Here is a 21,912-nt window from a genome sequence, read left to right as displayed (position 1 = left end):
CGATGACCGAACCCACCGAGGCCGCCGAACCCGCCGAGCCCACGGACGCCTGGCTGTCGGCCAACCACCGCTACCTGGTCGCGGCTCTGGAGACCCTGCGCCGCCGGCTCGATGCCGACGGCGATCCCGCGCCGCTGCGGAAGGCCCAGAGCACCCGCAACCGGGTGCGGCGTGCCATGTCCGAGCCGCCCGCGCTGGAGCGGATCGCGGACGGCTTCGGCCTGTCGCCGTTCGAGCGGGACGTGCTGCTGATGGCCGCGGGACCCACGCTCGACACGCCCTTCGCACACGTCTGCGCGCAGGCGCAGGGCGACGGTGCGCGCACCTACGCGACCTTCGCCCTGGGCCTGGCCAAGCTGCCCGAGGCGCACTGGAGCGCCCTCAGCCCGGCGGGCCCGCTGCGCCGGACACCGCTGCTGCGGCTCGCCCATCCCGACATCCCCACGACGAGCGCGCTGTACGTCGAGGAACGGATCCTGCACGCGCTGACCGGTGTCTCGTACCTCGACCCCGAGCTGGAACCGCACACCGCGCCGCTCGCCGAGCCCGAGGCCCTGTCCCCCGCCCTCCGGCAGGCCGCGCGGGCGGTGGCGGCGATCTGGTCGGCCGAAGGGGCACCAGGGGCGGTGCCGGTGCTGGTGCACGGTCGTCAGCGGGCCGGGCTGCGGCACACCGCGGCCGCGGCACACCGGTCGGCGGGGCTGCGGCCGGTCTGCCTGCGGGCGGCCGATCTGCCGACCGACCCGGCGGCGCGGGACCGGCTGGCGCGGCTGTGCGAACGGGAGTCCGTCCTGGGCGGGATCGGCTGGATCATCGACGTGGACGACGCGGTGCCCGAGTGCGGCCGGACGGCGATGGACCTGGCCGGCCGGCTGGCCGCGCCCGTCGTGATAACCGCACGGGAACCATTGGACGGACCGGGACCGCGCCGTCCCGTCCAGGTGGCGGTCGACCGCGCCTCGGCGGACGAACTGCGCACCGTCTGGCGACAGGCCCTCGGCCCGGCCGCCACGGGCCTGGACCGCTGGATCGACATGGCCGCCGGTCAGTTCGACCTGGACCCCGACGCCGTGGCCGCCGTGGCCGGGCAGGTTCCGCCAGCGGCCGACGGTACGGCGGCCGACCCGGACGAGGTCGGGGCGCGGTTGTGGGACGCCTGCCGCCGCCAGGCCCGGCCCGCCCTGAGCGGCCTGGCGGAACGGATCGAGCCCCGCGCCCGCTGGGCGGACCTGGTGCTGCCGGAGGTCCAGGTACGGGTGCTGCGGCAGATCGCCGCCCACGTACGGCACCGGCTCACCGTCTGGGAGGACTGGGGCTTCGCGGCCCGCAGCGGCCGGGGCCTGGGCACCGCCGCGCTGTTCTCCGGGCCCAGCGGCACCGGCAAGACGCTGGCCGCCGAGGTGATCGCGGGCGCGTTGCGGCTCGACCTGTACCGCATCGACCTGAGTCAGGTGGTCGACAAGTACATCGGCGAGACCGAGAAGAACCTCAGCCGGGTCTTCGACGCCGCCGAAGCCGGCGGTGCCGTCCTGCTCTTCGACGAGGCCGACGCGCTCTTCGGCAAGCGCAGCGAGGTCAAGGACAGCCACGACCGGCACGCCAACATCGAGGTGGGCTATCTCCTCCAGCGCATCGAGGCCTACCGGGGGCTGGCCGTCCTGACCACCAACCTCAAGGACACCCTCGACCCGGCGTTCCTGCGCAGGCTGCGCTTCACGGTCCCCTTCCCGTTCCCGGACGCGTCCGCCCGCGAGGAGATCTGGCAGCGCGTCATCCCCGAGCGAACGCCCGCCGAGGGCCTCGATCCGGCGGCCCTGGCCCGGCTGTCCGTCTCCGGCGGCACCATCCGCAACATCGCCCTCGGCGCCGCCTTCCTCGCCGCCGACGCGGGCCGCCCACTGAGCATGGACCACCTGCTGGCCGCGGCCCGCACCGAGTACGCCAAGTTGGAACGCCCGCTGACCGGTACGGAGTTGACCGGTTGGACGGTGCGGTGAGCGGAGGGGGTCGCTGATGTCCTTGGACAATAACGGGGCCGCGTCGGCCGGGTCTCGGGCACGGCTCATGCTCAAAGTTGCCCGCCGCGCCAAAAAGGCGTCGCCGGATCGCATGGACGACGAGCCGCTCCCTGCCGCGTCAGCGCTTCCGGCCCCACCCGCGCCATCTGGCGGCGGCATGGACATCAAGGCGGCCTCTTCTGCGCCGGCCACGGGAAAACGCGGCCGGGACGACAACGCCCCCCGACGGGGCAAGAAGGCCCGGGCCGAGAAACCGGAACCCGCTACATCACGAATGGACGTTGCGGCGGTCTCTTCCGGGCCCGCCACGGGAAAACGCGGCCGGGACGACGACGCCCCTGGGCAGGGCAAGAGGGCCCGGGCCGAGAAACGGGAACCCGCCACATCACAAAGCGTCATGGCAGGCCCCGCCTCGGGCCTCGATCCGATCCCTGGCGGCGGCGCGACAGGTACGGCATCCGATGGCGCCGCCACGCACCCGCCGGTCTCCGCACCGGTCCGACGCCTCGCCACTCAGATCACCGGCCTCGGCAGCGGGGGCGAGACGACGGCTCTGATGATCTCCGGACGCCCCGAGTCCCCCTTCTCGGACACCATGGGCGACCACTCCACCGCCTTCATCGTGCAGCAACAGGCGATCGCGAACGCCGTCCTGGGCCAGACGCCGGACGCTGCGGCGAAGCGAGTCCAGGAACTCCTCAAGGCATCCCGCGACCTGCCCGGATACCACTTGATCCCCTCCCTTCCCGCTGACCACGCGCAACGGCTGAAGACCTGGGAAGAACACACACACGACATCGCGCAGACGCTGGTCACCGGCCGGTCGCCCGAAGCGGACCGGGTGCTGCTGGTGCAGGAGTTGGTGTCGGCGTTCCTGAGGTTCCGCGAACTGATCCCGCTCACCACGATCAGGACCAGACAGATCGAGCCGGCCAATGCGGGCAAGGGGCACGGCGAGGCGAAATGGGCCTCGACCCTCAACGAATTCGCGGCCCTGAAGGACAGGGACAGAGCCTCCGAAGCGCGGAAGACCGAGGCGCGCGACGCGGTACTGCACCTGCTCGACACCCGGGGCCTCGCCCTCGTCGCCCTCGAGCCGGACCCGCACACACTGGCGGCGCTCGCGCCCGGAATGGGCGCGGCAGGGGACCGCAAGTCACGGCGCGACGCCATCGTCGTCCAACACATACGATCGATCGCCATGCGCCACCCTGGCGTGATCGAAACGTTGTGGGGAAGTGCGTCGCAGGCTGGTGACTGGCTCGCCGCATACGCCGATCAGCGCATGGAGCAACGCTCCCAGGAGGACCGGGAGTTCTACGGGGGCAGAGTCAAGGCCGTCGACGAGTGGATGAAGTGGCTCCTGTTGGGCGGGCACCGGCACCCCGAGACAGGGCTGCTGGACGGCGCAGACCTCGACGAGTGGACCGCGCTCGGCAATCAGCGCGCGGACCATGCCGCGCGTGTCGTCGCCAGCGGGGGAACCGTTCCGCCCGCGCCGGCGCACACGGCGAAGTCGGATGGCAGATCGCTGCGTCCCAGACTCCCGCAGTCCGCTGCGCCCAGGGGAGCGTCCACGCCCCCCGCCTCGCGCATGAGTTCAAGCTCTTCGGACTCGAGTTCTTCGAGTTCCGGCTCGGCCCCGTCGCGTTCCGGCAAGGACTCCGCGGACGAGGACGCCATGGACGTGGCCGCCGTGATGACACAACCGAAGACGGGCGAGACGGACCAGGTGGGCAACCTCGCCGCGCAACTCGTGCTGAACGGCGGAGTGATCGAGGACCTGGTGGTCGCCGGTCGACCGCATCGGGCGTTCACCGGTTCGATGGGCGCCCATACGACGGCTTGGGTCGCGCATTACGACGCGGTGCGGAACGCCGTGTTGGGACGTACCCCGGACGATGCGCTGAAGGACCTACGGGACCTGAAAAAAGCGACGGGCGATGACGAGAAGTTACTTGCCAAGGCCGGATTCAAGTTCGACAAGCACCGCGGGAATCTCATGGCCGCCCTGGAGGAGCGCCTCGACAAAGCGCTCAGCGACACCCCCAAGGCGCCGGCGGTCTTCAAACCGCTGCTCCTCCAGAAGTGCGTGGTCCTGCTCCTCGCCTACATCGAGAGTCTGCCGGGTGCCACGGTCAACGCGGCGAATACCGATGGGCACGGGGAGGGCAGGCCGCGCAACGCACTGCGGAATCCCGGCAACGTGTCCGAGAAGGAGCTCAAGGACTATGTGTGGTCTCTCCTCGACATCTCGTCACCGGAGATCACGGCCGACCAAAAGGTCGTGCTGAAGAAGATCCACAAGCGGGTCATCCGGCGCGCCTACCCGGAGGCCGCGAAAAAGATAGGGCTTTCCTAGGAGGGGAGGACGAGATCAGGTATCCGGGGCCGCTGAAACATCGCGAGGCCGTCTTCAGGGCCGGGCACGCGGAGCACCGCACACAGTTCGACCGCGTGACGCCGGACCTGACGGTCGAGATCGACACCCTGGTCGTGGAGGTGGACGAGGCGACCGCGCGCGCCGTCGCCGAGGGCCGTGTCGAGGCCCTGGCGCCGGCGCTGCTGGCCGCGCTGCGCGATCACCCGGCGTTCACGGACGCCGTCCGGCGGGTCAGCCGGCGCCCAGTCGGATGACCCACAGCGCCGGCTCGTGCAGGGACGCCATCGCTTCGGGGGCGCCGCCGCTGGCCGTGAGCTGCAGGTTGCGAGTACCCGCGAGCACCCGGGTGGTGCCGATCGCGGTGATCGGTAGCCACGTGTCCTTCGAAGCGGCCAGATAGCCCCTTCCCCACTCCACGCCTTCGCCGTCGAACGTGCCGGTGGTGACCCCGTCGACCTTGATGCGCATGGTCAGTGGGTGGTTCACGTCCGCGGTGGTGCCGTGGCCATGGCCGACGAGCAGCAGGGTGGTGTCCGTCTGGAACGGGACATCGCGGTTGATCATCTTGACCTCGGACACGGTGATGTTGTCGAAACTCGCCTGCTCCGGCGTCAGCAGTTGCACGCCGAGGGACTGAGGCGCGGTCAGCCCGCCCTGCGCCGTGAGCAGGCCGGTCACCGTGCCGCCCGTGAGGTCGAGCTTGCCGGTCTCGTGCCGCAGCACGGCTGCCGCGAGGTCGTTCCAGTCGGCTGACCGGACCGGGTCGCCGGGGGCCTTGTCGGCCGTGTTCTGGTCGAGTGTCATCGCCGTATCTCCTCATCGGCTCGCTGCCATCGGCAGATCACTGGAAAACCCCCTGGTCGAACGACGATGTGTCGAACACCGCGCCATCGCGGGAAAGCTGCACCCAGAACCAGCAGGTGAAGTCGGCTCCGCGCACGTCGTCCACGGTCGGCAGCTGCAGGTCGGTGCCACCGTCCTCGGGGCGGAAACGGGGAAGCGCCAGCCCGTTGAGGACCCGGTCGGGGTGGTCCGCGTGGACCACGGCGCGTCCGCTGACGGTGAGACGGCAGTAGAGCCGGTCGGCCGGCGCGCCGTCGAGCAGCTGGATCGCCAGCTGCTCCAGCCAGCCGTGGAGTGCGTCGGCCGGTTCCCAGGTGAGCTGCCGGCCGGTGATGGCGGTGCGGCCGGCCAGCGTCACCGGCTGGGTGCCGAGGACGGTGCCGGCCGGCAGGTGCCAGTCGGCGCGGTCGGCGGACGACAGCGGAAACGGCAGGTCCATGGTGACCGTGAGCACCGGACGGCCGGTGGTCGCCACCGGGGCGGGCGGGCCGTCCAGCGCCACGGCCAGGCCGCCCAGCAGGTCGGTCTGGCTGATCCCGGTGTCGTTGCGCAGCTCGCGGCCGGCGCCCGTCAGCAGCACCTGCACGACGTGCAGGCCGGGGGTGAAGGGCGGCGTGGACGGGTCGGGGCGTGTTTCGGCGAGCGGGGCGAACAGCGCCCGGCAGTCGTATGCCGTGGTCCAGGCGCCGTCGGTGAGGTCGAGCAGGGCGATGGCGGCGGTGTGGTGTTCGATGCCGTCCGGGGGCCGGAACGCCGGTGTGCCGTCGGGGTCGCGGGGCCATTCAACGGTGCCGGCGAGATCCGGGTCGAGGTCGGTGTCCGCCCAGGCGGCGGTCCTGGCCGGGATCAGCCAGTAGTCGCCGGTGCGGTGCCAGCGGTAGTCCTCGAACTGGACCTGTACGCCGTCCTCCAGGGCGACCCATCCGTCGCGGACGGGTAGGGCGCCGGGCGAGTCCCAGCGCCGTACGACGACCGGGTCGGCGAGGTCCCCGTCGGCCGGGGCGGGGCCGCTCCATTCCGTCACGCCCAGCGTGGTGCCGTCGGCCTCGTCGAGGCGGCCCAGGAAGCCTTGTTCGCCGCGCCGGGTGCGGGCCGGGTCGCAGACCTCCACCCAGTCGCCCTTGGCGAAGCCGAGCCGTTCGTCGCGGGCGGGGGTGTCGATCGTCAGGGTGGTGGCGGTCGCGTCGGTGGTCAGGCGGACCACCAGGGCGGCCACCGTGCCGTTGTCCCGGGACCACACGAACGACGGGACGCCGTCGTCGCTTTCGCGGATCTCGACCCGGTACAGCTGGTTCTCCAGACGGCGGTAGCCGGCGGAGGGCGGGAGGACGCACGGCGTGGTGGCGGTGGGGTCGGGCTCGGCGCGGGCCCGCATCCGCCCGGACGGCCGACTGCCGCTCGGTTCCCATGGCGCGGCGACGTCGGCGGGCACCGCCTCGGGGCCGGGGGCCGGCTCCAGCCGCACCTGCCAGACGGTACGGCTCCTGGTGCCGGTGTCGGGGCCGCCGAGGGCGACCTCGCGCAGTTCGGGGCGTTCCAGGGCGGTGAGGTGTTCGCGCCACACGTCGAGGTAGGCGACGTAGCGGCCGTTGTCGGTGGGCAGCGGGACGCCGGGCAGGTCGGGCTGGGCGGCGAGCGGCACCGGGGTCTCGATCTCGCACAGCACGCCGTTGACGTAGTAGCGCCCGGCGGACAGCGTCAGGTCCGCGCCGGGGCTGGCGGCCGGGGTGCCGCCTTCGGGAGTGGTGATCGCGAAACCGGCCGCGTCCTTGGGGCCGCCGTGGACGCCGACGGCGTCCCGGGCGGTGGTCTCGTCCAGGTGCAGCTGGATGTCCAGCTGCTCGTTCCAGTCGGCGTCGAGCGCGACCCGGCCCTGTTGCAGCAGTACGCCGCGGTAGTGGTTGCCGGGACGGAACGTCCGCCGGGTGAAGTCGCCCTTCATCGCTGTACCTCCGCCGTCGTGTAAGCCCGATCGGACCGCTCAGTCCGCAAGGAAGACACCCGCCTCCAGGCCGAACCGCACGTGGTCGTCGAGCCGGCCGGCCAGGTCGGCCAGCCGCCCGGGTTGCCGCAGGAAGCGGTACGCGCCCATCTCCTCGCCGTTCTCCGCGCCCTCGGCGATCTCCGTGGGGCAGCGTGCGGCGAGCCGCCCGAAGCCGGGCGCGGCCGGGTCGAGGGCGTCGAAGGCCGGGGCGACGCGGCGGGCCGCCGTGTCGTCGGCGGGCTGGCAGCGGTAGCGGCGCGGGACGCGGGAGTCCGGTGGCGCGTAGCTGAACCGCAGGTAGCCCTGCTGGCGCCAGACGACCTCGGCGCGGTCGCGCAGGATGCTGTCGCTGACCGTCAGAGTGCGGGCGGTGGTGCGGCCCAGTACGGTGCTCGCCTCGATCCCGGCGTCCGCCGACTGCGCGTCGAGGGCGAGCCCGTCGGCGCGGGGACCGACGATGCTGTCGGCCAGATCCAGCGTGGGGACGTCGCTCAGCCGGACTCCGGCGCAGACGGTGCGCGCCAGTCGTACGGCCAGTCGTGGATTGTCCGCAGCCGAGATCAGGCCCCCGTCGGGGAGGGTGGCGGCGCGGTCGCCGGCCAGGGTGCAGCTGGAGACCACGAGGCTGTCGAGGTTCCCGGGCGCGACGGTGATCCGGCCCTCGACCGACAGGCCGTCCAGGACCAGCTGGGACGGCTGCGCCGCCTGACCGCCGGGGGCCGCCGCCTCGATGGTGCCGGTCAGGTGCGGCCGCAGGCCGAAGGCACCCAGGGCGGCGGGGCGCCCGCCGGCGGCCAGGACGATCAGCCGGTTGCCCGGCGGGATGAGGATGCGCCGGGGGCCGGTGAGGTCCTCGTCGTAGGTGGCGCTGTCCTGGACGGCGATGACGCCGACCTGTCCGGGGCGCGGGTCGGGGCGCTCGTTCCAGGCGGTGACGGCGGCGCCGAGGGTGGTGACGGTGGGCACGGACGAGGGCGCGGACGAGGGCGCGGACGAGGGCGCGGACGAGGGCACGGACGAGGGCACGGACGGGTCGCCGGAACCGGCGGGGTCGCGGCGCACGGCGATCTGCCAGTCGGGCGCGTCGGGCCAGGGGGTGCCGGCCGCGGCGAGCGCGGTCGTCAGGGTGGCCCGGCGGTCGTACGGGCCGGCGCCGAGGTCGCCCGGGGAGCCGTACGAGTAGGCGACGCGCACCCGGTCCGGCGCGATGCCGGGCGGCAGGGTGAGCCGGCCCAGGGCCGGGTCCACGGCGATCTGCGGGGCCGCGCCGTCGGACGGTGCGGGCGGGCGGTCCCAGCCGGTGAGGTCGGCGCAGATCAGCCGGGCGGGCTCGACCGGGCCGTCGGGCAGCGTGACCGTCAGCAGTGGGTCGGGGCCGTCGAGCAGCGTGGACGGGGATCCGGTGCGGAGCGCCGTCAGTTCCTGATGGAGCCTCAGGCGGCGCAGCGGAGCCGGGACGTCGGTCTCTTCCGCGGGGGACGCGGCCGAACGGGGCCGGCTGAACAGCGGCAGGTCGCGCCCGGCCGGGTCGAACGTCCAGCGGCCGGCCGCCGCGTCCACCGCCCGGGCGTCCACGCCGGTGCAGGGGTGGGCGGTGAGCCGCCACAGGTGCAGGCCGACCACGCCGATGTTGTGCCGGCCGCGCCGGCGGTCGGCGTGGCCGGAACGGCGGTCTGCGTGGCGGACGTCCACGGTGCGGGAGGTCCGGTCGAAGGGGGTGCCGATGAGGGCCAGCCGGGCGGTGTCCCGCAGGTCGGGGGTGCGGACGTCGCCGGGGCGCGGATGGTTGACGTTCTGGGTGGTGCCCAGCAGTGGGAAGTACTCCACGACCCGGACCGGCCGGCCGGTGATGTCCCGGGCGGCCTCCTCCAGCGCGCCGGGGGTGCCCTTGCGCCGCCGGTGGGCGAGGGTGTGGGCGACCAGGGAACGGCGCGGGACCGTGCCGCCGGGGTCGCCGGTGGGGTCTCCGGGCCCCAGCAGGTCGGCGAGGTAGGGCAGCACCCATGCGGCGCAGGTCTCGACGAACCAGTTGTCGTAGAGCCCGTCGATGTCCTCGCGCAGGCGCAGCAGTTCCTCCTCGACCACCTCCAGCAGGGACCGCAGGGGGTGGCCGAGTTCGGCGTCGCGGCTGCGGTGGACCTCGGGCAGCAGCCGGTAGACGGGGCGGTCGGGTTCGGCGGGGGTCACGGCACCAGCTCCGTCACGGTGATCCGGCCGGGGTCGGCCAGCAGCAGTTCGGCGGGGAGCACCCCGGTCCGGCCGAGGCGGGCGGGGTGCGCGACGAGCACCTCGGCGACGGTGTCGCCGTCGGGGGCGTCGCCGAGGTGCAGCGCGCGTACGGTGGCGGCCAGCACGCCGGGCACCTGCTGGACCAGGGTGAGCACGCCGGAGGCGGGCACGGGCCGGGCGAAGTCGCCCCGGTCGAAGGAGTAGGCCGTGCGCAGCGCCTCCCGCACGGCGTCGGCGACCTGCTCCCGCTCCCGGTCGGGGGCGGCCAGGACGGCGACGGTGACGGCGAAGGACAGCGGCCGGTAGGTGTCCAGGCCGAGCCGGCCGGGGGGCCGTCCGGCCGCGTCCAGCGCGGCGCGCAGGGCGGCAAGGGTGTCCGCGGGCACGTCCGCCCCGCCGGGGCCGGCCACGGTGAGGTGCACGAAGGGGTGGCGCGCGCCCGGCAGGGCCGTGGCCGTGGCCTTGGCGATGCCGGCGAAGGCGCGGGCGAAGTCCTGGTGGTCGCCGAGGGAGACGACCCGGTCGAAGGTGCGCACCGACAGCGGTGCGGCGGTCCTGCCGTCGTCCGGCCCTTCGGGGGCGGTGCCGCCGGTGGCGGGCACGGGGTTGGTCACGTCCCGGACGCCCAGCGGCCGGACCAGGAGCAGGGAGAGCGCCCCGGCGGCCACGTTGCCCGCCGGGCCGGTGCCGGTGCGGTAGTCGGCCCGGACGTTGTCCTGCCCGGACGGCAGGCGGGCACCGCGCTCGCCGTCGCCGAACAGCACGCCGACGCTGCCGTCGTCGCCGATCCTGACCACGTACCCGCGGCCGTGCGGGCCCAGTTCGTACAGCGAGGCGGCCTCGGTCCACTCGACGTCGTCGACCCGGACGCTCAGCGAGTCGCGCACCCCGCCGGGCACCGCCGCGGTGGTGTGGGTGAGGTCCCCGCGCAGCAGGGTGAAGCTCTGGTTGGCGGTCGCGCCGTCGCCGCTGCCGAGGACCTCGCCGGTGACGCTCTCCCCGGCGGTGGCGGCGACGACGTTGCCCAGCACCCGTACCGAGGCCGGATCGAGCGGCAGCGCCGGCGGCTCGGCGAGGGTGAGCCGGGTGCCGTCGGCGGTGGCGGTGCTGTCGACGACGGTCACGGGCTGGGTGGTGGAGCGGCCGTCCGGGGTGCTGCCGGTCACCACCACGGTGCTGCCGCGGGTCAGCGCGAGCGGCCGGTCCAGGAGCAGTTCGGGTCCGGTCACCGGTGCGGTGACCGGCTCCTCGGCCGGCTGGAGGCGCTCGCTTCGGGCGTACACCGTCGTGGTGCGGCGGTCGAAGGGGGCGATCGGGCCGGAGCCGCGCAGCACCAGCCGGGTGGTGGTGGCGGTCAGGCCGAAGTCGGCGACGGCGGACAGGTCCGCCGTCACCACCTCGTACAGCTCCGTCAGGCCCGGGGCGCGCAGCACCAGCCAGGAGCCGGGCAGCACCTCGGGGTAGGGCGCGTCGAGTTCGAGGACCGGCTCGCCGCCGGCGGCGGGGTCGGTGAGCGCGAACCCCGGCCACTGGGTGGGCAGCGGGGTCGCCCCGCCGCCGTCCGCCGAGTCGGCGGACACGTAGTTGCGCCGGACGGTGTCGGGCATGATCCGCCAGTCCGGGGCGTTGTGGCCGAAGACCGCCGCCCGCTGCCGGAACGCGTGCACCTCCACCGGTGCCGGAACGGACTCGCCGGCGGCCGGGTCGGACAGGTCCAGCGGCTCGTCCCAGCGGACCAGCGTGGTCGCCGGGCTCCCGGAGGCGTCGGCGGGGTGCGGCTCGACGCCGGTCAGCACCCGCAGCTGCCAGGGCTGCCGGCCGTCGGGGCGGCGGACGAGCAGCGGGTCGCCGGGGCGCAGGCCGGTGATGACCCCGGAGAGCAGCACCTGGGTGGCGCCGGTGGTGATCAGCTGCGGGCGGCTCAGGCGCAGTCGCATCGCGTTGCGCTCGGCGCGGGCGGTCAGCTCCTCGGCCGTCTCGAAGGTCTGCGGCAGTCCGCCCTGGCCGGGGATGCTCTGTACCCGGGTGCCGGCCGGGACGACGGCCTGGGCGCCGGGATCGACGGCGTCCTCGACGGTGAAGGACAGCCAGGTGGCGGCCGCGACGCCGGGAGCGAGTTCGTAGCCGATCGTCCGGGCGAGTTCGAGCACCGACCGGCGCTCGGTGGCGGTGCGCAGGAAGCCCTCACGCGCGATCCGCTCCTGGTAGAAGGTGACGATGTCGGCCACCGTGGCCCAGGCGTCCAGCAGCGCGGCGGCGGGGTCGTCCGCGTCCTGCGCGGTCAGGGCGGGCAGCCGCAGGCGCAGGGCGGTCAGGGCGCGGTCCAGCACCTCGGCGTGGGTACCGGCGCGGTAGGACAGTCCGGTGCGGCCGGCGGGGGCGGCGGGCGCCGCGGTGTCGTCGGAGCTCACGCGCCGCCCTCCGTCAGGAAGTCGATCCGTCCGTGCTCCGGCCGGCTGGGGTCGCTCAGGCAGCGGGCGACCTCCTGGCGGCCCATGGCGATCAGCCCGGCCGCCCGCTCGCCCGCGGCCGGCCGTCCCCAGCGCCGGAAGCGGTTGGGGCTGGGCGGGGTGTCGTCGGTGTCGATCCAGAGCACGCCGGGGACGCCCGAGGCGGCCGCGACCACGTGGCTGAGATAGACCGGCCCGCCGAAGGCGAGGCGCGCGGGGTGGAAGAAGCCGGGGGTGCCGTCGGTCCGCAGCCCGGCGGTGAACACCTCCAGCAGGTCCTGTCGCACGTCGCTGCCCAGATGCCCGGGCGCCACGTGCGCCGTCAGGACGATGTCCAGCGCCACCGGCACGACCGCGGTCACCCGTACGTCCCCGCCGGCCATCCGGTAGTCCTCCAGGTGCGCGGCGGTCACGGCCCGGAACGCGCGGTCCGCCGGCAGGCCGTCGGCGCGCTCCACGGTGACCGTCTCGGTGTGCCACGAGCCGGTCCAGCGACGGGCGGCGACGGCCTGCCGCACCTCTGGCAGCCGGCCCGTCACCTCGGCGTAGTCGGCGTCGGTGACGGCCCGCTGCCGGACCCGGAAGGCCTGCGGCGCCCATTGCCTGACCTGCTCGACCGGTTCCGGGTCGGTGCCGCCCGCGGCCGGCAGCGGATTGCCGACGCGGACACCGGTGACCGGTACGGACAGCCGGGTGAGGGTGTCGCGGCCCACGTTGCCCGCCGTGCCGCCGCCGGTCCGGTAGGCGGCGGTGAAGGCCGTCCCCGGCACGGGGGCACGGCCGCCGTCGCCGTCGCCGAAGCGCAGGAAGGCCCGTCCGTCGTCCTCGGTCTCCACGACGCACTGCGCGGCGTACGGGCTCGCGTCCAGCAGGTCGCGCACCGCGGTCCAGGGTCCCGTCCCGTCGTGCAGCGCGGCCAGCGCGGGCAGCGCCAGGGCCGGGTCCACGGCGAGCGCCTCGGCGGCCGGCCGGCCGAGCGCCTGCCGGTGGTCGTACGGTACGGCGTGGGCGAGTCCGGGGCGCGCGAGCCGGGGCCGGTAGCGGCCGCGCACGGGGACCTCGGCCGGAACCAGCGGCTCGGGGCCGACGAGGGTGCCGTGCTCGGCCAGTACGACGTTGGCCCGGGCCACGGTGGCCCCCACGGTGCCGGAGTCGCCGTCCGGGAACCGCCACAGCCGCAGCGGGAACGGCGGCGCGTCCTGCCGGAACCAGCTCACCCGCACCAGTTCGGTGCCGGTCAGCGGATCGGTGTCCGCGACCGGGTCCGCGTCCAGGCGCACCGGGTGGCGCCGGACCGGGTCGGCCGTCCCGGCGCTTCCGTCGTCGCCGAGCACCTCCTGGAGGACCAGCACGTCGCCTGCCGTCAGGCCGAGCCCGGCAGGGGTGCCGACCAGGGTCGCCCCGGTGGCGCCGGCCGGCAGCCAGGCGCGCTCCTCGCCCCAGGCGTACAGGTCGACGGCGTTGCGGGCGGTGCGGGCGGTCAGCGGGTGCAGGGTGTGGAAGACGGCATCGGTGCCGCCGTCCGCCGCACGTGCCTCCGCGCCGGCCTCCGCGCCGGCCGGGAACGCGGTGCCGTCCGCGCCCGGGTCGGCGTCCAGGGCGAGCCAGACCCGGGCGGCGGCCCCGTCGTGCATCGGGTAGTCAAGGAGCCTGGCGTGGCGGCGCACCGACACGCGGCGGCGTGCCGTGCCGAGGTAGGCCTCGGTGGCCACCGCGTCCTGGGCGTAGGCGAGTTGGTCGCCGAGGTAGGCGAGGATCTCCATGACGGTGACGCCGAGGTCGGCCGGGCTGCGGTCGCTCCAGCCGGGCAGCCGCAGTGACAGCCGGTCCAGCAGGAGCCGGCGCAGCCCGGCGTAGTCGCGGCTGAGGTAGTCGGCGGCCGGCACGGGCGCGGGCACCGCCGGGACGGAGCGCGGCGGGCGCGGGTCGAGGTCGGCCGGGCAGTCCACCTTGAAGGTGAACGGCACCCGGGAAAGCCGCGGGTCGAAGCCGTACCGCTGCGCGTCGGCGAGCACCAGGGAGTACGGGGAGAAGTCGCCGGAGGAGCCGGTGCGCACCACCAGCAGCCGGTCGGGGTCGGGCAGCGTCGCGAAGGCCGCCACGTCCCCGGCGGTGACCCGGTCGGGGTGCGCGAGCCCGTCCTCCCCGGCGGCCTGCGCGGCGGCGAGGCCGCTGGCGGGCAGCGCCCACACCACCGGCACCGGGTTGAGCGCCCGGTCCCCGCGGACGCCGCCCGCCACCGTGAGCGAGCCGGCGTCGAGACCAGCCGGCACCGGGCGCAGGCAGCGCACCAGCAGGGTTCGCTGGGGCGGCACCTGCGGCGGATGCCCGTCGTCCACCTCCAGGCCCTCGAACGCGTTGAGCCTGCCGTCCGCGCGAACCGCCGCGAGCCGCAGCAGCGTCGCCTCGCCGGACCCGCCGGGGGCGCCGTACACCGGGGTGGCCATGTCGGACGCCGGGTCAGATGTCATGTCAGACCGCCCGGCTGATGACGGCGGTGACGGGGGCGGGCGCGCTGCGGGTGCGGTACTGCACGGTGACCCGGACGGTGGCGTCGTCGGCGACGACGTCGACGGCCTGCACCTGGATCTCGGCTCCCAGCCACTGCTGCAGCGCCGCCTGCACCAGCGCCCGGGTGGCCGTGGCCAGTTCCCCGGAGGCGGGCTGGAACAGCAGCTGGCGCAGGCCGCTGCCGAAGTCCGGCCGGTTGACGCGCTCGCCGGGCGCGGTGAACAGCACCTGCTCGATCAGCCCGCGGACGTACTCCTCGTCGTCGGGGCTCACGGTGCGGCCGCGGTGGTCGACGCGGAAGGGGAAGCCGATGTGCACGGGTCACACCCCCCGCACTCGGGTCTGGGCGCCCGCCTGCGCCCTCAGCGGGGTGCTGGTGGGCACGCACTCCGACTGGCTGTCGGGCACGGAGAGCACCACCGCCAGGCCGCCGACCCGCACCCGGATCGCGCCGCTGGTCCACCTCCCGCTGATGCACGGCACGGTGTTCGAGCAGCCGGTGACGGTGTACGGCGCGCCGACGACGATCACCGTGGACTTGTCGAGCAGGACGCGGGCGTCAACCCCGGTCGACGTCGCCAGGCCGCTGTGCGCGCAGTTCACGGTGGCACCGGCGTGCAGCAGGAAGCCGGGCATCAGGTGACCTCCAGGGCACCGTCGTTGATCGAGACATGGTCCGGGGTGAGCTTCACGCTGCGGATGCCGTTGACCAGCTCGATGGCGTCGGCGGTCAGGGCCAGCCGCAGCTCCGTGGACACCAGCGGCGGGGAGACCACGACGGTCAGCCCGCCGGAGCCGGACACGTCGTCCACGGTCACGGTCACCCCGTCGGTGCGGAACACCTTCTTCTGCGCGTCCGCCGGTGCGACGGGCAGCCGGCCCGTGCTCCAGAAGCAGCCCGCCCAGATCGGGTAGTCCGGATCGCCGCCCTCGAACTCCACCCACACGTCGGCGCCCACCGGCGGCAGCGCGAACAGCCCGACCCCGGGCCCGGCGTAGGGCACGCAGGGCATCGCCCAGACCGGGTTGCCGTCCCCCAGGACGGCCGGGCAGCCGACCTGCACCCGGCCGAGCTGCCTGGGGTCGGCGTTGCCGGTGACCTTCCCCCGGTACTTGCCGTAGAAGGGCTTCATCGCGCACCTTTCCGCGTTCGGCCGGCGGTCCTGCCGCCGTGGGTCCTGGCCCGCTTCCGGATCGTCGCGGTCACCGGCTCACCGCCCCGCCCCGGACGGCGGTGGCAGCAGCGGCACGGTGCTCCCGGTGCCCTCGCGGGACAGCGTGAACTGCTGGGTGTACCGGCCGCGGGCGAGGGCGTGGGTGACCTGCCGCACGTAGTACAGCCCGTCGTGCTCCCATCCCGCCCCGCGTACGCCCACCAGGCCGCCCGCGGTGAGCAGCGCCCCGTAGCGCGCGGTGTCCAGGGTCCCGGTGGCCACCAGCGCGTCGTTGGACGCCTCGGCCGTGCCCTGGGCACGAGCGGCCGCCTGCACCGCGCTCGGTCCGCTCTCGCGGAAGGCGACCGTGCGCACGTGGGACCGGTTCACCGCCCAGTCGGGCTCGGTCGCCAGCGGCGGCCGCACGCTGCCGGCCCCGCGCACCGGCAGCACGGTGTCGCTGAGCGGGTCGAGGACGGATCCGGAGACCTGGACCGGGGCCAGCGCGTCGCTCCGGAAGGTGATCTGCCGTACGTTGGCGGCCGGACCGGCGGCGACCGACAGGGCGGGGGCCGGCGGTCCGACGCGCTGGGGAGGCCCCCAGTAGGCGGTGTTGACCAGCGGCGCCGGACCCGGGGTGATGTGGAAGACGTAGCCGAACCGCCGGGCCATCGTCGTCAGGTACGCCAGGTCGGTGCCCTGCTGCACCGGGATCCGGTCGATCGGCAGCGGCGGGTCGATCACCGGCGGCGGGATCACCTGCGGCACCAGTCCGTACCGGGCGTAGCCGAGGATGAGCCGGGCCGCGATGGCTGCCTCGTCCTGGGCGGGGTAGGCGGCCGACTTCTCCTCCAGGTCCATCATCACGCTGACGTCCTCGCCGGTGACCGTGAGCCGGGTCGAGCCCGGGACCCTGCCCGGTATCAGCTCGCGGTGCGTCACCACCCCGTCCATCAGGACCACCGGCCGGCCGTCCGTCGTGACGATCAGGACCACGCGGTGGAACGCCTGCAGCCAGCCGCCGCCCAGCTGCGGGAAGTCGGTCAGTCCGGCACCGCGGTCCCGTCCGGCGCCCAGCACCAGCTGGAAGCCGGACCGGGCGTCGGCGGAGGACGTCACCTGGACCTCCTCGATGCACCGCACCAGCTGCGCGGGTGCGGGAACGGGCACCGACGGCCCGAGAAGCAGGGTCAGCCTCGTACTGCCCGACAGCATGCCCGGCCCTCCCCTCGTGCGGGCCGCCGTCCGCGGATCACGGCTGCGGGAACGGGACGCGGACGGTCCCGCCGATCCGGTCGTCGGCGGTGAGCTCGTCCGGGTGGATGACGAGGGCGGCGTCGCACACCCGCCAGAACAGCGTGGGATCGCCGAGGTACGCGGCCGCCACCAGGTCCGGCCGGTCGCCGCGGGCCACGGTGTGCAGCGCGAGCGTCTGCGGGCCGCCGGGCGGCGGCAGGAACCTGCGGCGCAGACAGCGCACCTCGCGGGTGCCGCCGGAGGGGTCGGGGACCTGGGCCGTCGCGATCTCGGTGGTGGCGTAGCGGCTCGTGGGGTCGATCACCGGGCCGCTCCCTCGGTGCTGCTGCCGGTCGCCGCCGCCCCGGCCGCCGAGGCTCCCAGCCGCAGGGGCACCGAGACGCTGCCGAGCACGGCCAGCGCCTCCTTCGCGACCTGATGGACGAGAAACAGGTGATATCCCGGGTCGGTGACCGGCAGGTCGTTGTAGGACAGCACCCGCAGCTCCAGATCCACCCGGGCGCGCAGCGGGGTCAGATCGGCGTCGTAGGCCTGCTCCACGATGGAGAAGTCGCTCAGCCGCACCGGCAGCACCCGGCCGGGGCCCCAGACGAAGAGCGTCAGCGGCGCCCGCGGCGGCACCACCTCGATCGTTCCCAGCAGTTCGAGCGCGTTGTTCGCGAGGACGGTCGCGCTCTTCGGGTACAGCATCGTCTCCAGAGCCGAGAGCTGCGGATACACCCCCAGCAGCGCGGCCGCCGGATCCTCCGCGGCCGCCCGGTCGTTGGCGTCCAGTTCCACGGCGAGCGAGATCGTCTCGATCGGCGCGCCCTCCAGCCGCAGCGCCTCGTCGCGAGCCCCGCCGTACGCGTCGCCGTCCGCCCCGGCGGCCGATCGCGCCCGCAGCCGACGGGTCATCTCCTCCGGGTTGTACTGGAACACCACCGTGGAGGCCACGGGGTTGCTCTCGTCCACCGCGACCAGCGCGCCCCGCAGGGCTCGCGGGGCATCCGTCACCCCCGTCATCGGCACCCACCGCACTTCCCACCCCGGATACGCATGCGGCGATGGTGACCCGGCCCCGTCACGCCGACGTCACAGTGCCGTCACCGCCCTCGTCGGCCCGGCGCCGGCAGCGGTGCCCGGTTCACTGGAGCCGTACGAGATCGCCGCTTCCGTCGAGTGCGGTTCGTCCGGAGCCACGCGGCCGTAGCGGATCCGCGGACGGAGAAGGGGTGCGCCACCGACCGGTCTCATCGGCAGCTGAACCGCAGTGGCAGCGTAAGTGCCCGGAACCGGACTTGAACCGGTACGCCCGCGAGGGGCAGCGAGGTTTAAGCTCGCCGTGTCTGCATTCCACCATCCGGGCAGGCCATGGGCTCCGCTACGAGGCTCCGACCCTATCGGGAGGCGTCCCCCGAACAGCGGACGGACGACCCGATGTTGTCTTATTTTATTGACGTCTGAGGGAGCATCAGCACCCGGAACGAGCCATCCGCACTTGCCAATAGCGTTACGCGCGGTGGGTGCGTGCGTACGTGGAATGACGGAATTTCACCGTCCGAACAAGGGGGCTCCACCTGTTCTCGACGACTGGGAGCGACCGGCTCCGGATCGCGGTCTCGGGGTCGCCGTCATCCCCAGGTATGACGCGGCACCCCCGCGGTCCGTCCTCGGTCGCCCCCCGGAACCGGAACAGCGGCTGACTACACGGGCCGCGACGGCGGAGACGATGGTGCGGTCGCCATGAACACCACCGTCCCGACAGGAGCGCCCTCCGTGTCCACCACACCCATCGCCGACCGGCGGACCACCTCCGTGGCCGCTCGTGCCACGGACCTCTCGAAGATCTACGGCCAGGGCGAGACCCAGGTGGTCGCCCTGGACCGGGTCACCGTCGAGTTCCGGCAGGCCGAGTTCACCGCGATCATGGGGCCGTCCGGCTCCGGCAAGTCCACGCTGATGCACTGCGTGGCCGGCCTCGACACCTTCTCCTCCGGTTCGGTCCGCATCGGTGACACCGAGCTGGGCTCCCTGAAGGACCGGCAGCTGACCAAGCTGCGCCGGGACAAGATCGGGTTCATCTTCCAGGCGTTCAACCTGCTGCCGACGCTGACCGCCCTGGAGAACATCACGCTGCCGATGGACATCGCGGGGCGCAAGCCGGACCAGGCGTGGCTGGACAGTGTGATCCAGATGGTCGGTCTCAAGGACCGGCTCCGCCACCGCCCCGCGCAGCTCTCCGGCGGCCAGCAGCAGCGCGTCGCCGTGGCCCGCGCCCTCGCCTCCCGGCCGGAGATCATCTTCGGTGACGAGCCGACCGGCAACCTCGACTCCCGCTCCGGCGCCGAGGTCCTCGGCTTCCTGCGCAACTCGGTGCGGGAGCTGGGCCAGACGGTGGTCATGGTGACCCACGACCCGGTCGCCGCCGCCTACGCGGACCGCGTGGTCTTCCTCGCGGACGGCCGGATCGTGGACGAGATGTACCGGCCGACCGCCGAGACGGTCCTGGACTTCATGAAGCAGTTCGACGCGAAGGGCCGGACCAGCTGATGTTCCGCACCGCCCTGCGCAACGTCCTCGCGCACAAGGCCCGGCTGCTGATGACCGTGCTCGCCGTCATGCTCGGCGTCGCGTTCGTCTCCGGCACCCTGGTCTTCACCAACACCATCTCGGACGCCTACCAGAACAGCTCCGCCAAGGGCTTCGACGGCGTCGACGTGGCCGTCCAGGCCAAGTACCAGGACTCCGAGGGCGACCGGGTCGGCAAGATCCCCGACCTCACCCAGGCCGTGCTCGACAAGGCCGCGAAGGTCCCCGGGGCGGCCTCCGCCACCGGCGTCGTCTCCGGCTTCACCGCCATCGCCGACAAGGACGGCAAGCTGATCGGCGACGGCTGGCAGTCCGAGGGCGGCAACTACTGGGGCACCAAGGACGCCCGCTACCCGCTCGTCAGCGGCCACGCGCCCAGCGGGAAGAACGAGGTCCTGATCGACTCAAGGACCGCCGAGCGGGCCGGCTACCAGGTCGGCGACACCGTGCGCATCTCGGTCGACGGCCCGGTCCTCACGCCCACCGTCGCCGGCATCTTCACCACCGACGACGGCAATGTCGCGGCCGGCGGCAGCCTCGCCCTGTTCGACACGGCGACCGCGCAGCAGCTGTTCGGCAAGAAGGGCGCGTACGACGAGATCGACGTGACCGCGAAGGCGGGCACCGGCCAGGCCGCCCTCAAGTCCCAGCTGGACGCGGCCCTTCCGAAGAAGCTCGTGGAGACCACCACGGGCCAGAAGCTCGCCGACGACCAGGCGGAGCAGATCTCCAACGGCATGAGCGGGCTCCGCCAGGGCCTGCTGGTCTTCGCCGGCATCGCCCTGTTCGTCGGCACGTTCATCATCGCCAACACCTTCACCATGCTGGTCGCCCAGCGCACCAAGGAACTCGCGCTGCTGCGGGCGGTGGGCGCCTCCCGCCGCCAGGTCACCCGCTCGGTGCTGATCGAGGCGTTCGTGGTCGGCGCGGTGGCCGGGGTGACCGGTCTGGTCGCCGGTATCGGCATCGGCGCGGGACTGCGTTCGCTGCTGGGCACGATCGGCGCGACCGTCCCGGACGGCCCGCTGGTCGTCACCCCCGGCACGGTCGCCGCGGCCCTCGCCGTCGGTGTCGTCATCACCATGCTGGCCGCCTGGCTGCCCGGCCGCCGTGCCGCGAAGATCCCGCCGGTCGCCGCGATGAGCGCGCTGCACTCGGCCCCGACCACCAAGTCGCTGGTGCTGCGCAACACGATCGGCGCGCTGTTCTCGGCGGCGGGCGCGACGGTGATCGTGGCGGCCACGACGATGAGCGGCTCGGACGGCCAGGCGCCGATGGGCCTGGGCGCCGTCCTCCTCATCATCGGCGTCTTCGTCCTCACCCCGCTGCTGTCCCGCCCGCTGATCGCGGCCGCCGCCCCGCTGCTGCGCGCCTTCGGTGTCTCCGGGAAGCTCGCGCGGCAGAACTCGGTGCGCAACCCGCGCCGTACCGCCGCCACCGCCTCGGCGCTGATGATCGGGCTGACCCTGATCACCGGTATGACGGTGATGGCGGGCAGCCTGCAGAAGTCCATCGACAAGATGGCGAGTTCGGCGATCCGCGCGGACTACGTGGTCTCGATGGCCAACGGCAACGCGCTCTCCCCGGACGTGGCGAAGAAGGTCGCGGCGACCGACGGGGTGACCGCCTCCAGCCCGCTGCGCAACGCGGCCTCCCGGATCGACGGCGGGACCGAGTTCCTGACCGGCGTCGACGGCGCGGCGATCGGCAAGCTGACCGACCTCACGGTGGACAGCGGCTCCTTCAGGGTCGGCGGCTCGGACGTCGTCGTGGACGACGACACCGCCACGTCGCACGGCTGGAAGGCCGGTTCCACCTTCACCGTCCACTACGAGGACGGGAAGTCGCAGCGGATGACGGTCGCCGCGGTCTACCAGGGCAACCAGGTGATCAACGGGATCATGATCGACAACGCCGTCCTCACCCCGCACGTGACCGACCCCGCCGACATGCAGGTCATGGCGAAGACGGCGGACGGCGCGTCGAGCGCGACCAAGGACCGGCTGGAGAAGGCGCTCGGCTCCAACCCGGCGATCAAGGTCCAGGACAAGCAGGACCTGTCGAACTCCATCGCGCAGGCGTTCACGCTGATCCTGAACATGGTCTACGGCCTGCTCGCGATGGCGGTGATCGTCGCGGTCCTCGGGGTCATCAACACCCTGGCCATGTCGGTCTTCGAGCGCTCCCAGGAGATCGGCATGCTCCGCGCGATCGGCCTGGACCGCAAGGCGGTCAAGCGGATGGTCCGCCTGGAGTCCCTGGTCATCTCGCTCTTCGGCGGGGTGCTGGGCCTCGGCCTGGGCGTGTTCTTCGGCTGGGCGGCCGGTCAGCTGGTCGGCGCGAAGATGCCGACGTACGAACTGGTCCTGCCCTGGACCCGGATGGCCGTCTTCCTCCTGCTGGCCGGCGCGGTCGGCGTCCTGGCCGCCCTGTGGCCGGCCCGGCGCGCGGCGAAGCTGAACATGCTGTCGGCGATCAAGTCCGAGTAGCGGCGCACGGCAGATATACGAAT

At 73.7% G+C, this 21,912-nt stretch carries 16 protein-coding genes and 1 tRNA gene; 5 read left to right on the top strand and 12 right to left on the bottom strand.

The features are described from left to right. Nucleotides 1-2 precede the first annotated feature (2 nt). The 3 genes from ACGFZS_RS43420 to ACGFZS_RS43410 all read left to right on the top strand — a co-directional run bounded on the left by ACGFZS_RS43420 (nucleotide 3) and on the right by ACGFZS_RS43410 (nucleotide 4,655). The gene (locus ACGFZS_RS43420; protein ID WP_393799770.1) at nucleotides 3-1,997 is read left to right on the top strand and encodes an ATP-binding protein; all 1,995 of its coding nucleotides are present in this window, start codon (nucleotides 3-5) and stop codon (nucleotides 1,995-1,997) included. 178 nt (nucleotides 1,998-2,175) lie between these two features. Further along, on the top strand, nucleotides 2,176-4,380 hold the full coding sequence (locus tag ACGFZS_RS43415; protein WP_393799769.1) for a hypothetical protein: 2,205 nt from the start codon (nucleotides 2,176-2,178) through the stop codon (nucleotides 4,378-4,380). Nucleotides 4,381-4,475: 95 nt separating this feature from the next. Next, nucleotides 4,476-4,655, top strand: a complete 180-nt coding sequence (locus ACGFZS_RS43410; RefSeq protein ID WP_393799768.1) for a hypothetical protein — start codon at nucleotides 4,476-4,478, stop codon at nucleotides 4,653-4,655. Here ACGFZS_RS43410 and ACGFZS_RS43405 read toward each other — a convergent pair. The 12 genes from ACGFZS_RS43405 to ACGFZS_RS43350 all read right to left on the bottom strand — a co-directional run bounded on the left by ACGFZS_RS43405 (nucleotide 4,633) and on the right by ACGFZS_RS43350 (nucleotide 18,177). Beyond that, a complete protein-coding gene (locus ACGFZS_RS43405; RefSeq protein WP_393799767.1) occupies nucleotides 4,633-5,205 on the bottom strand; it encodes a hypothetical protein in 573 nt (190 codons plus the stop codon). The genes ACGFZS_RS43410 and ACGFZS_RS43405 overlap by 23 nt on opposite strands. 37 nt (nucleotides 5,206-5,242) lie before the next feature. Continuing rightward, nucleotides 5,243-7,186: a DUF6519 domain-containing protein gene (locus ACGFZS_RS43400; protein WP_393799766.1), complete on the bottom strand. Its 1,944-nt coding sequence runs from the start codon at nucleotides 7,184-7,186 to the stop codon at nucleotides 5,243-5,245. A 39-nt stretch (nucleotides 7,187-7,225) separates the two neighbouring features. Next, nucleotides 7,226-9,415 carry a phage tail protein gene (locus ACGFZS_RS43395; protein ID WP_393799765.1) on the bottom strand — a complete coding sequence of 730 codons (2,190 nt, stop codon included), beginning with the start codon at nucleotides 9,413-9,415 and terminating at the stop codon, nucleotides 7,226-7,228. Further along, nucleotides 9,412-11,868, bottom strand: a complete 2,457-nt coding sequence (locus ACGFZS_RS43390) for a putative baseplate assembly protein (protein WP_393799764.1) — start codon at nucleotides 11,866-11,868, stop codon at nucleotides 9,412-9,414. Before ACGFZS_RS43390 ends, ACGFZS_RS43395 begins: the two co-directional genes overlap by 4 nt. Beyond that, nucleotides 11,865-14,378, bottom strand: coding sequence for a baseplate J/gp47 family protein (locus tag ACGFZS_RS43385; RefSeq protein WP_393799763.1), 2,514 nt, complete (start codon nucleotides 14,376-14,378; stop codon nucleotides 11,865-11,867). Before ACGFZS_RS43385 ends, ACGFZS_RS43390 begins: the two co-directional genes overlap by 4 nt. A 1-nt stretch (nucleotide 14,379) precedes the next feature. Continuing rightward, entirely contained in the window at nucleotides 14,380-14,736 is a 357-nt protein-coding gene (locus ACGFZS_RS43380; protein ID WP_393664548.1) for a GPW/gp25 family protein, read from the bottom strand. 3 nt (nucleotides 14,737-14,739) lie between these two features. Next, the gene (locus ACGFZS_RS43375) at nucleotides 14,740-15,054 is read right to left on the bottom strand and encodes a hypothetical protein (protein ID WP_393799762.1); all 315 of its coding nucleotides are present in this window, start codon (nucleotides 15,052-15,054) and stop codon (nucleotides 14,740-14,742) included. After that, nucleotides 15,054-15,551 carry a phage baseplate assembly protein V gene (locus ACGFZS_RS43370; RefSeq protein WP_393799761.1) on the bottom strand — a complete coding sequence of 166 codons (498 nt, stop codon included), beginning with the start codon at nucleotides 15,549-15,551 and terminating at the stop codon, nucleotides 15,054-15,056. Before ACGFZS_RS43370 ends, ACGFZS_RS43375 begins: the two co-directional genes overlap by 1 nt. Before the next feature lie 78 nt (nucleotides 15,552-15,629). Then, the gene (locus tag ACGFZS_RS43365; RefSeq protein ID WP_393799760.1) at nucleotides 15,630-16,787 is read right to left on the bottom strand and encodes a hypothetical protein; all 1,158 of its coding nucleotides are present in this window, start codon (nucleotides 16,785-16,787) and stop codon (nucleotides 15,630-15,632) included. Between the two features lie 37 nt (nucleotides 16,788-16,824). Beyond that, a complete protein-coding gene (locus tag ACGFZS_RS43360) occupies nucleotides 16,825-17,133 on the bottom strand; it encodes a hypothetical protein (RefSeq protein WP_393664555.1) in 309 nt (102 codons plus the stop codon). Next, complete coding sequence (locus tag ACGFZS_RS43355; protein ID WP_393799759.1) at nucleotides 17,130-17,834, bottom strand: hypothetical protein; 705 nt, start codon at nucleotides 17,832-17,834, stop codon at nucleotides 17,130-17,132. The genes ACGFZS_RS43360 and ACGFZS_RS43355 overlap by 4 nt, the downstream gene beginning before the upstream one ends. A gap of 260 nt (nucleotides 17,835-18,094) precedes the next feature. Beyond that, nucleotides 18,095-18,177 (bottom strand) — tRNA-Leu (locus tag ACGFZS_RS43350). Nucleotides 18,178-18,587: 410 nt separating this feature from the next. Here ACGFZS_RS43350 and ACGFZS_RS43345 point away from each other — a divergent pair. Beyond that, complete coding sequence (locus tag ACGFZS_RS43345) at nucleotides 18,588-19,361, top strand: ABC transporter ATP-binding protein (RefSeq protein ID WP_355716271.1); 774 nt, start codon at nucleotides 18,588-18,590, stop codon at nucleotides 19,359-19,361. Continuing rightward, nucleotides 19,361-21,889 carry an ABC transporter permease gene (locus ACGFZS_RS43340; RefSeq protein ID WP_393799758.1) on the top strand — a complete coding sequence of 843 codons (2,529 nt, stop codon included), beginning with the start codon at nucleotides 19,361-19,363 and terminating at the stop codon, nucleotides 21,887-21,889. The genes ACGFZS_RS43345 and ACGFZS_RS43340 overlap by 1 nt, the downstream gene beginning before the upstream one ends. Nucleotides 21,890-21,912: the final 23 nt, after the last annotated feature.

The sequence above is a fragment of the Streptomyces sp. NPDC048288 genome (genome assembly GCF_043201555.1).
Lineage (GTDB): Bacteria > Actinomycetota > Actinomycetes > Streptomycetales > Streptomycetaceae > Streptomyces.
Note: the sequence above shows the minus strand (reverse complement) of the source record. Positions and strands in the feature narration are given on the sequence as shown.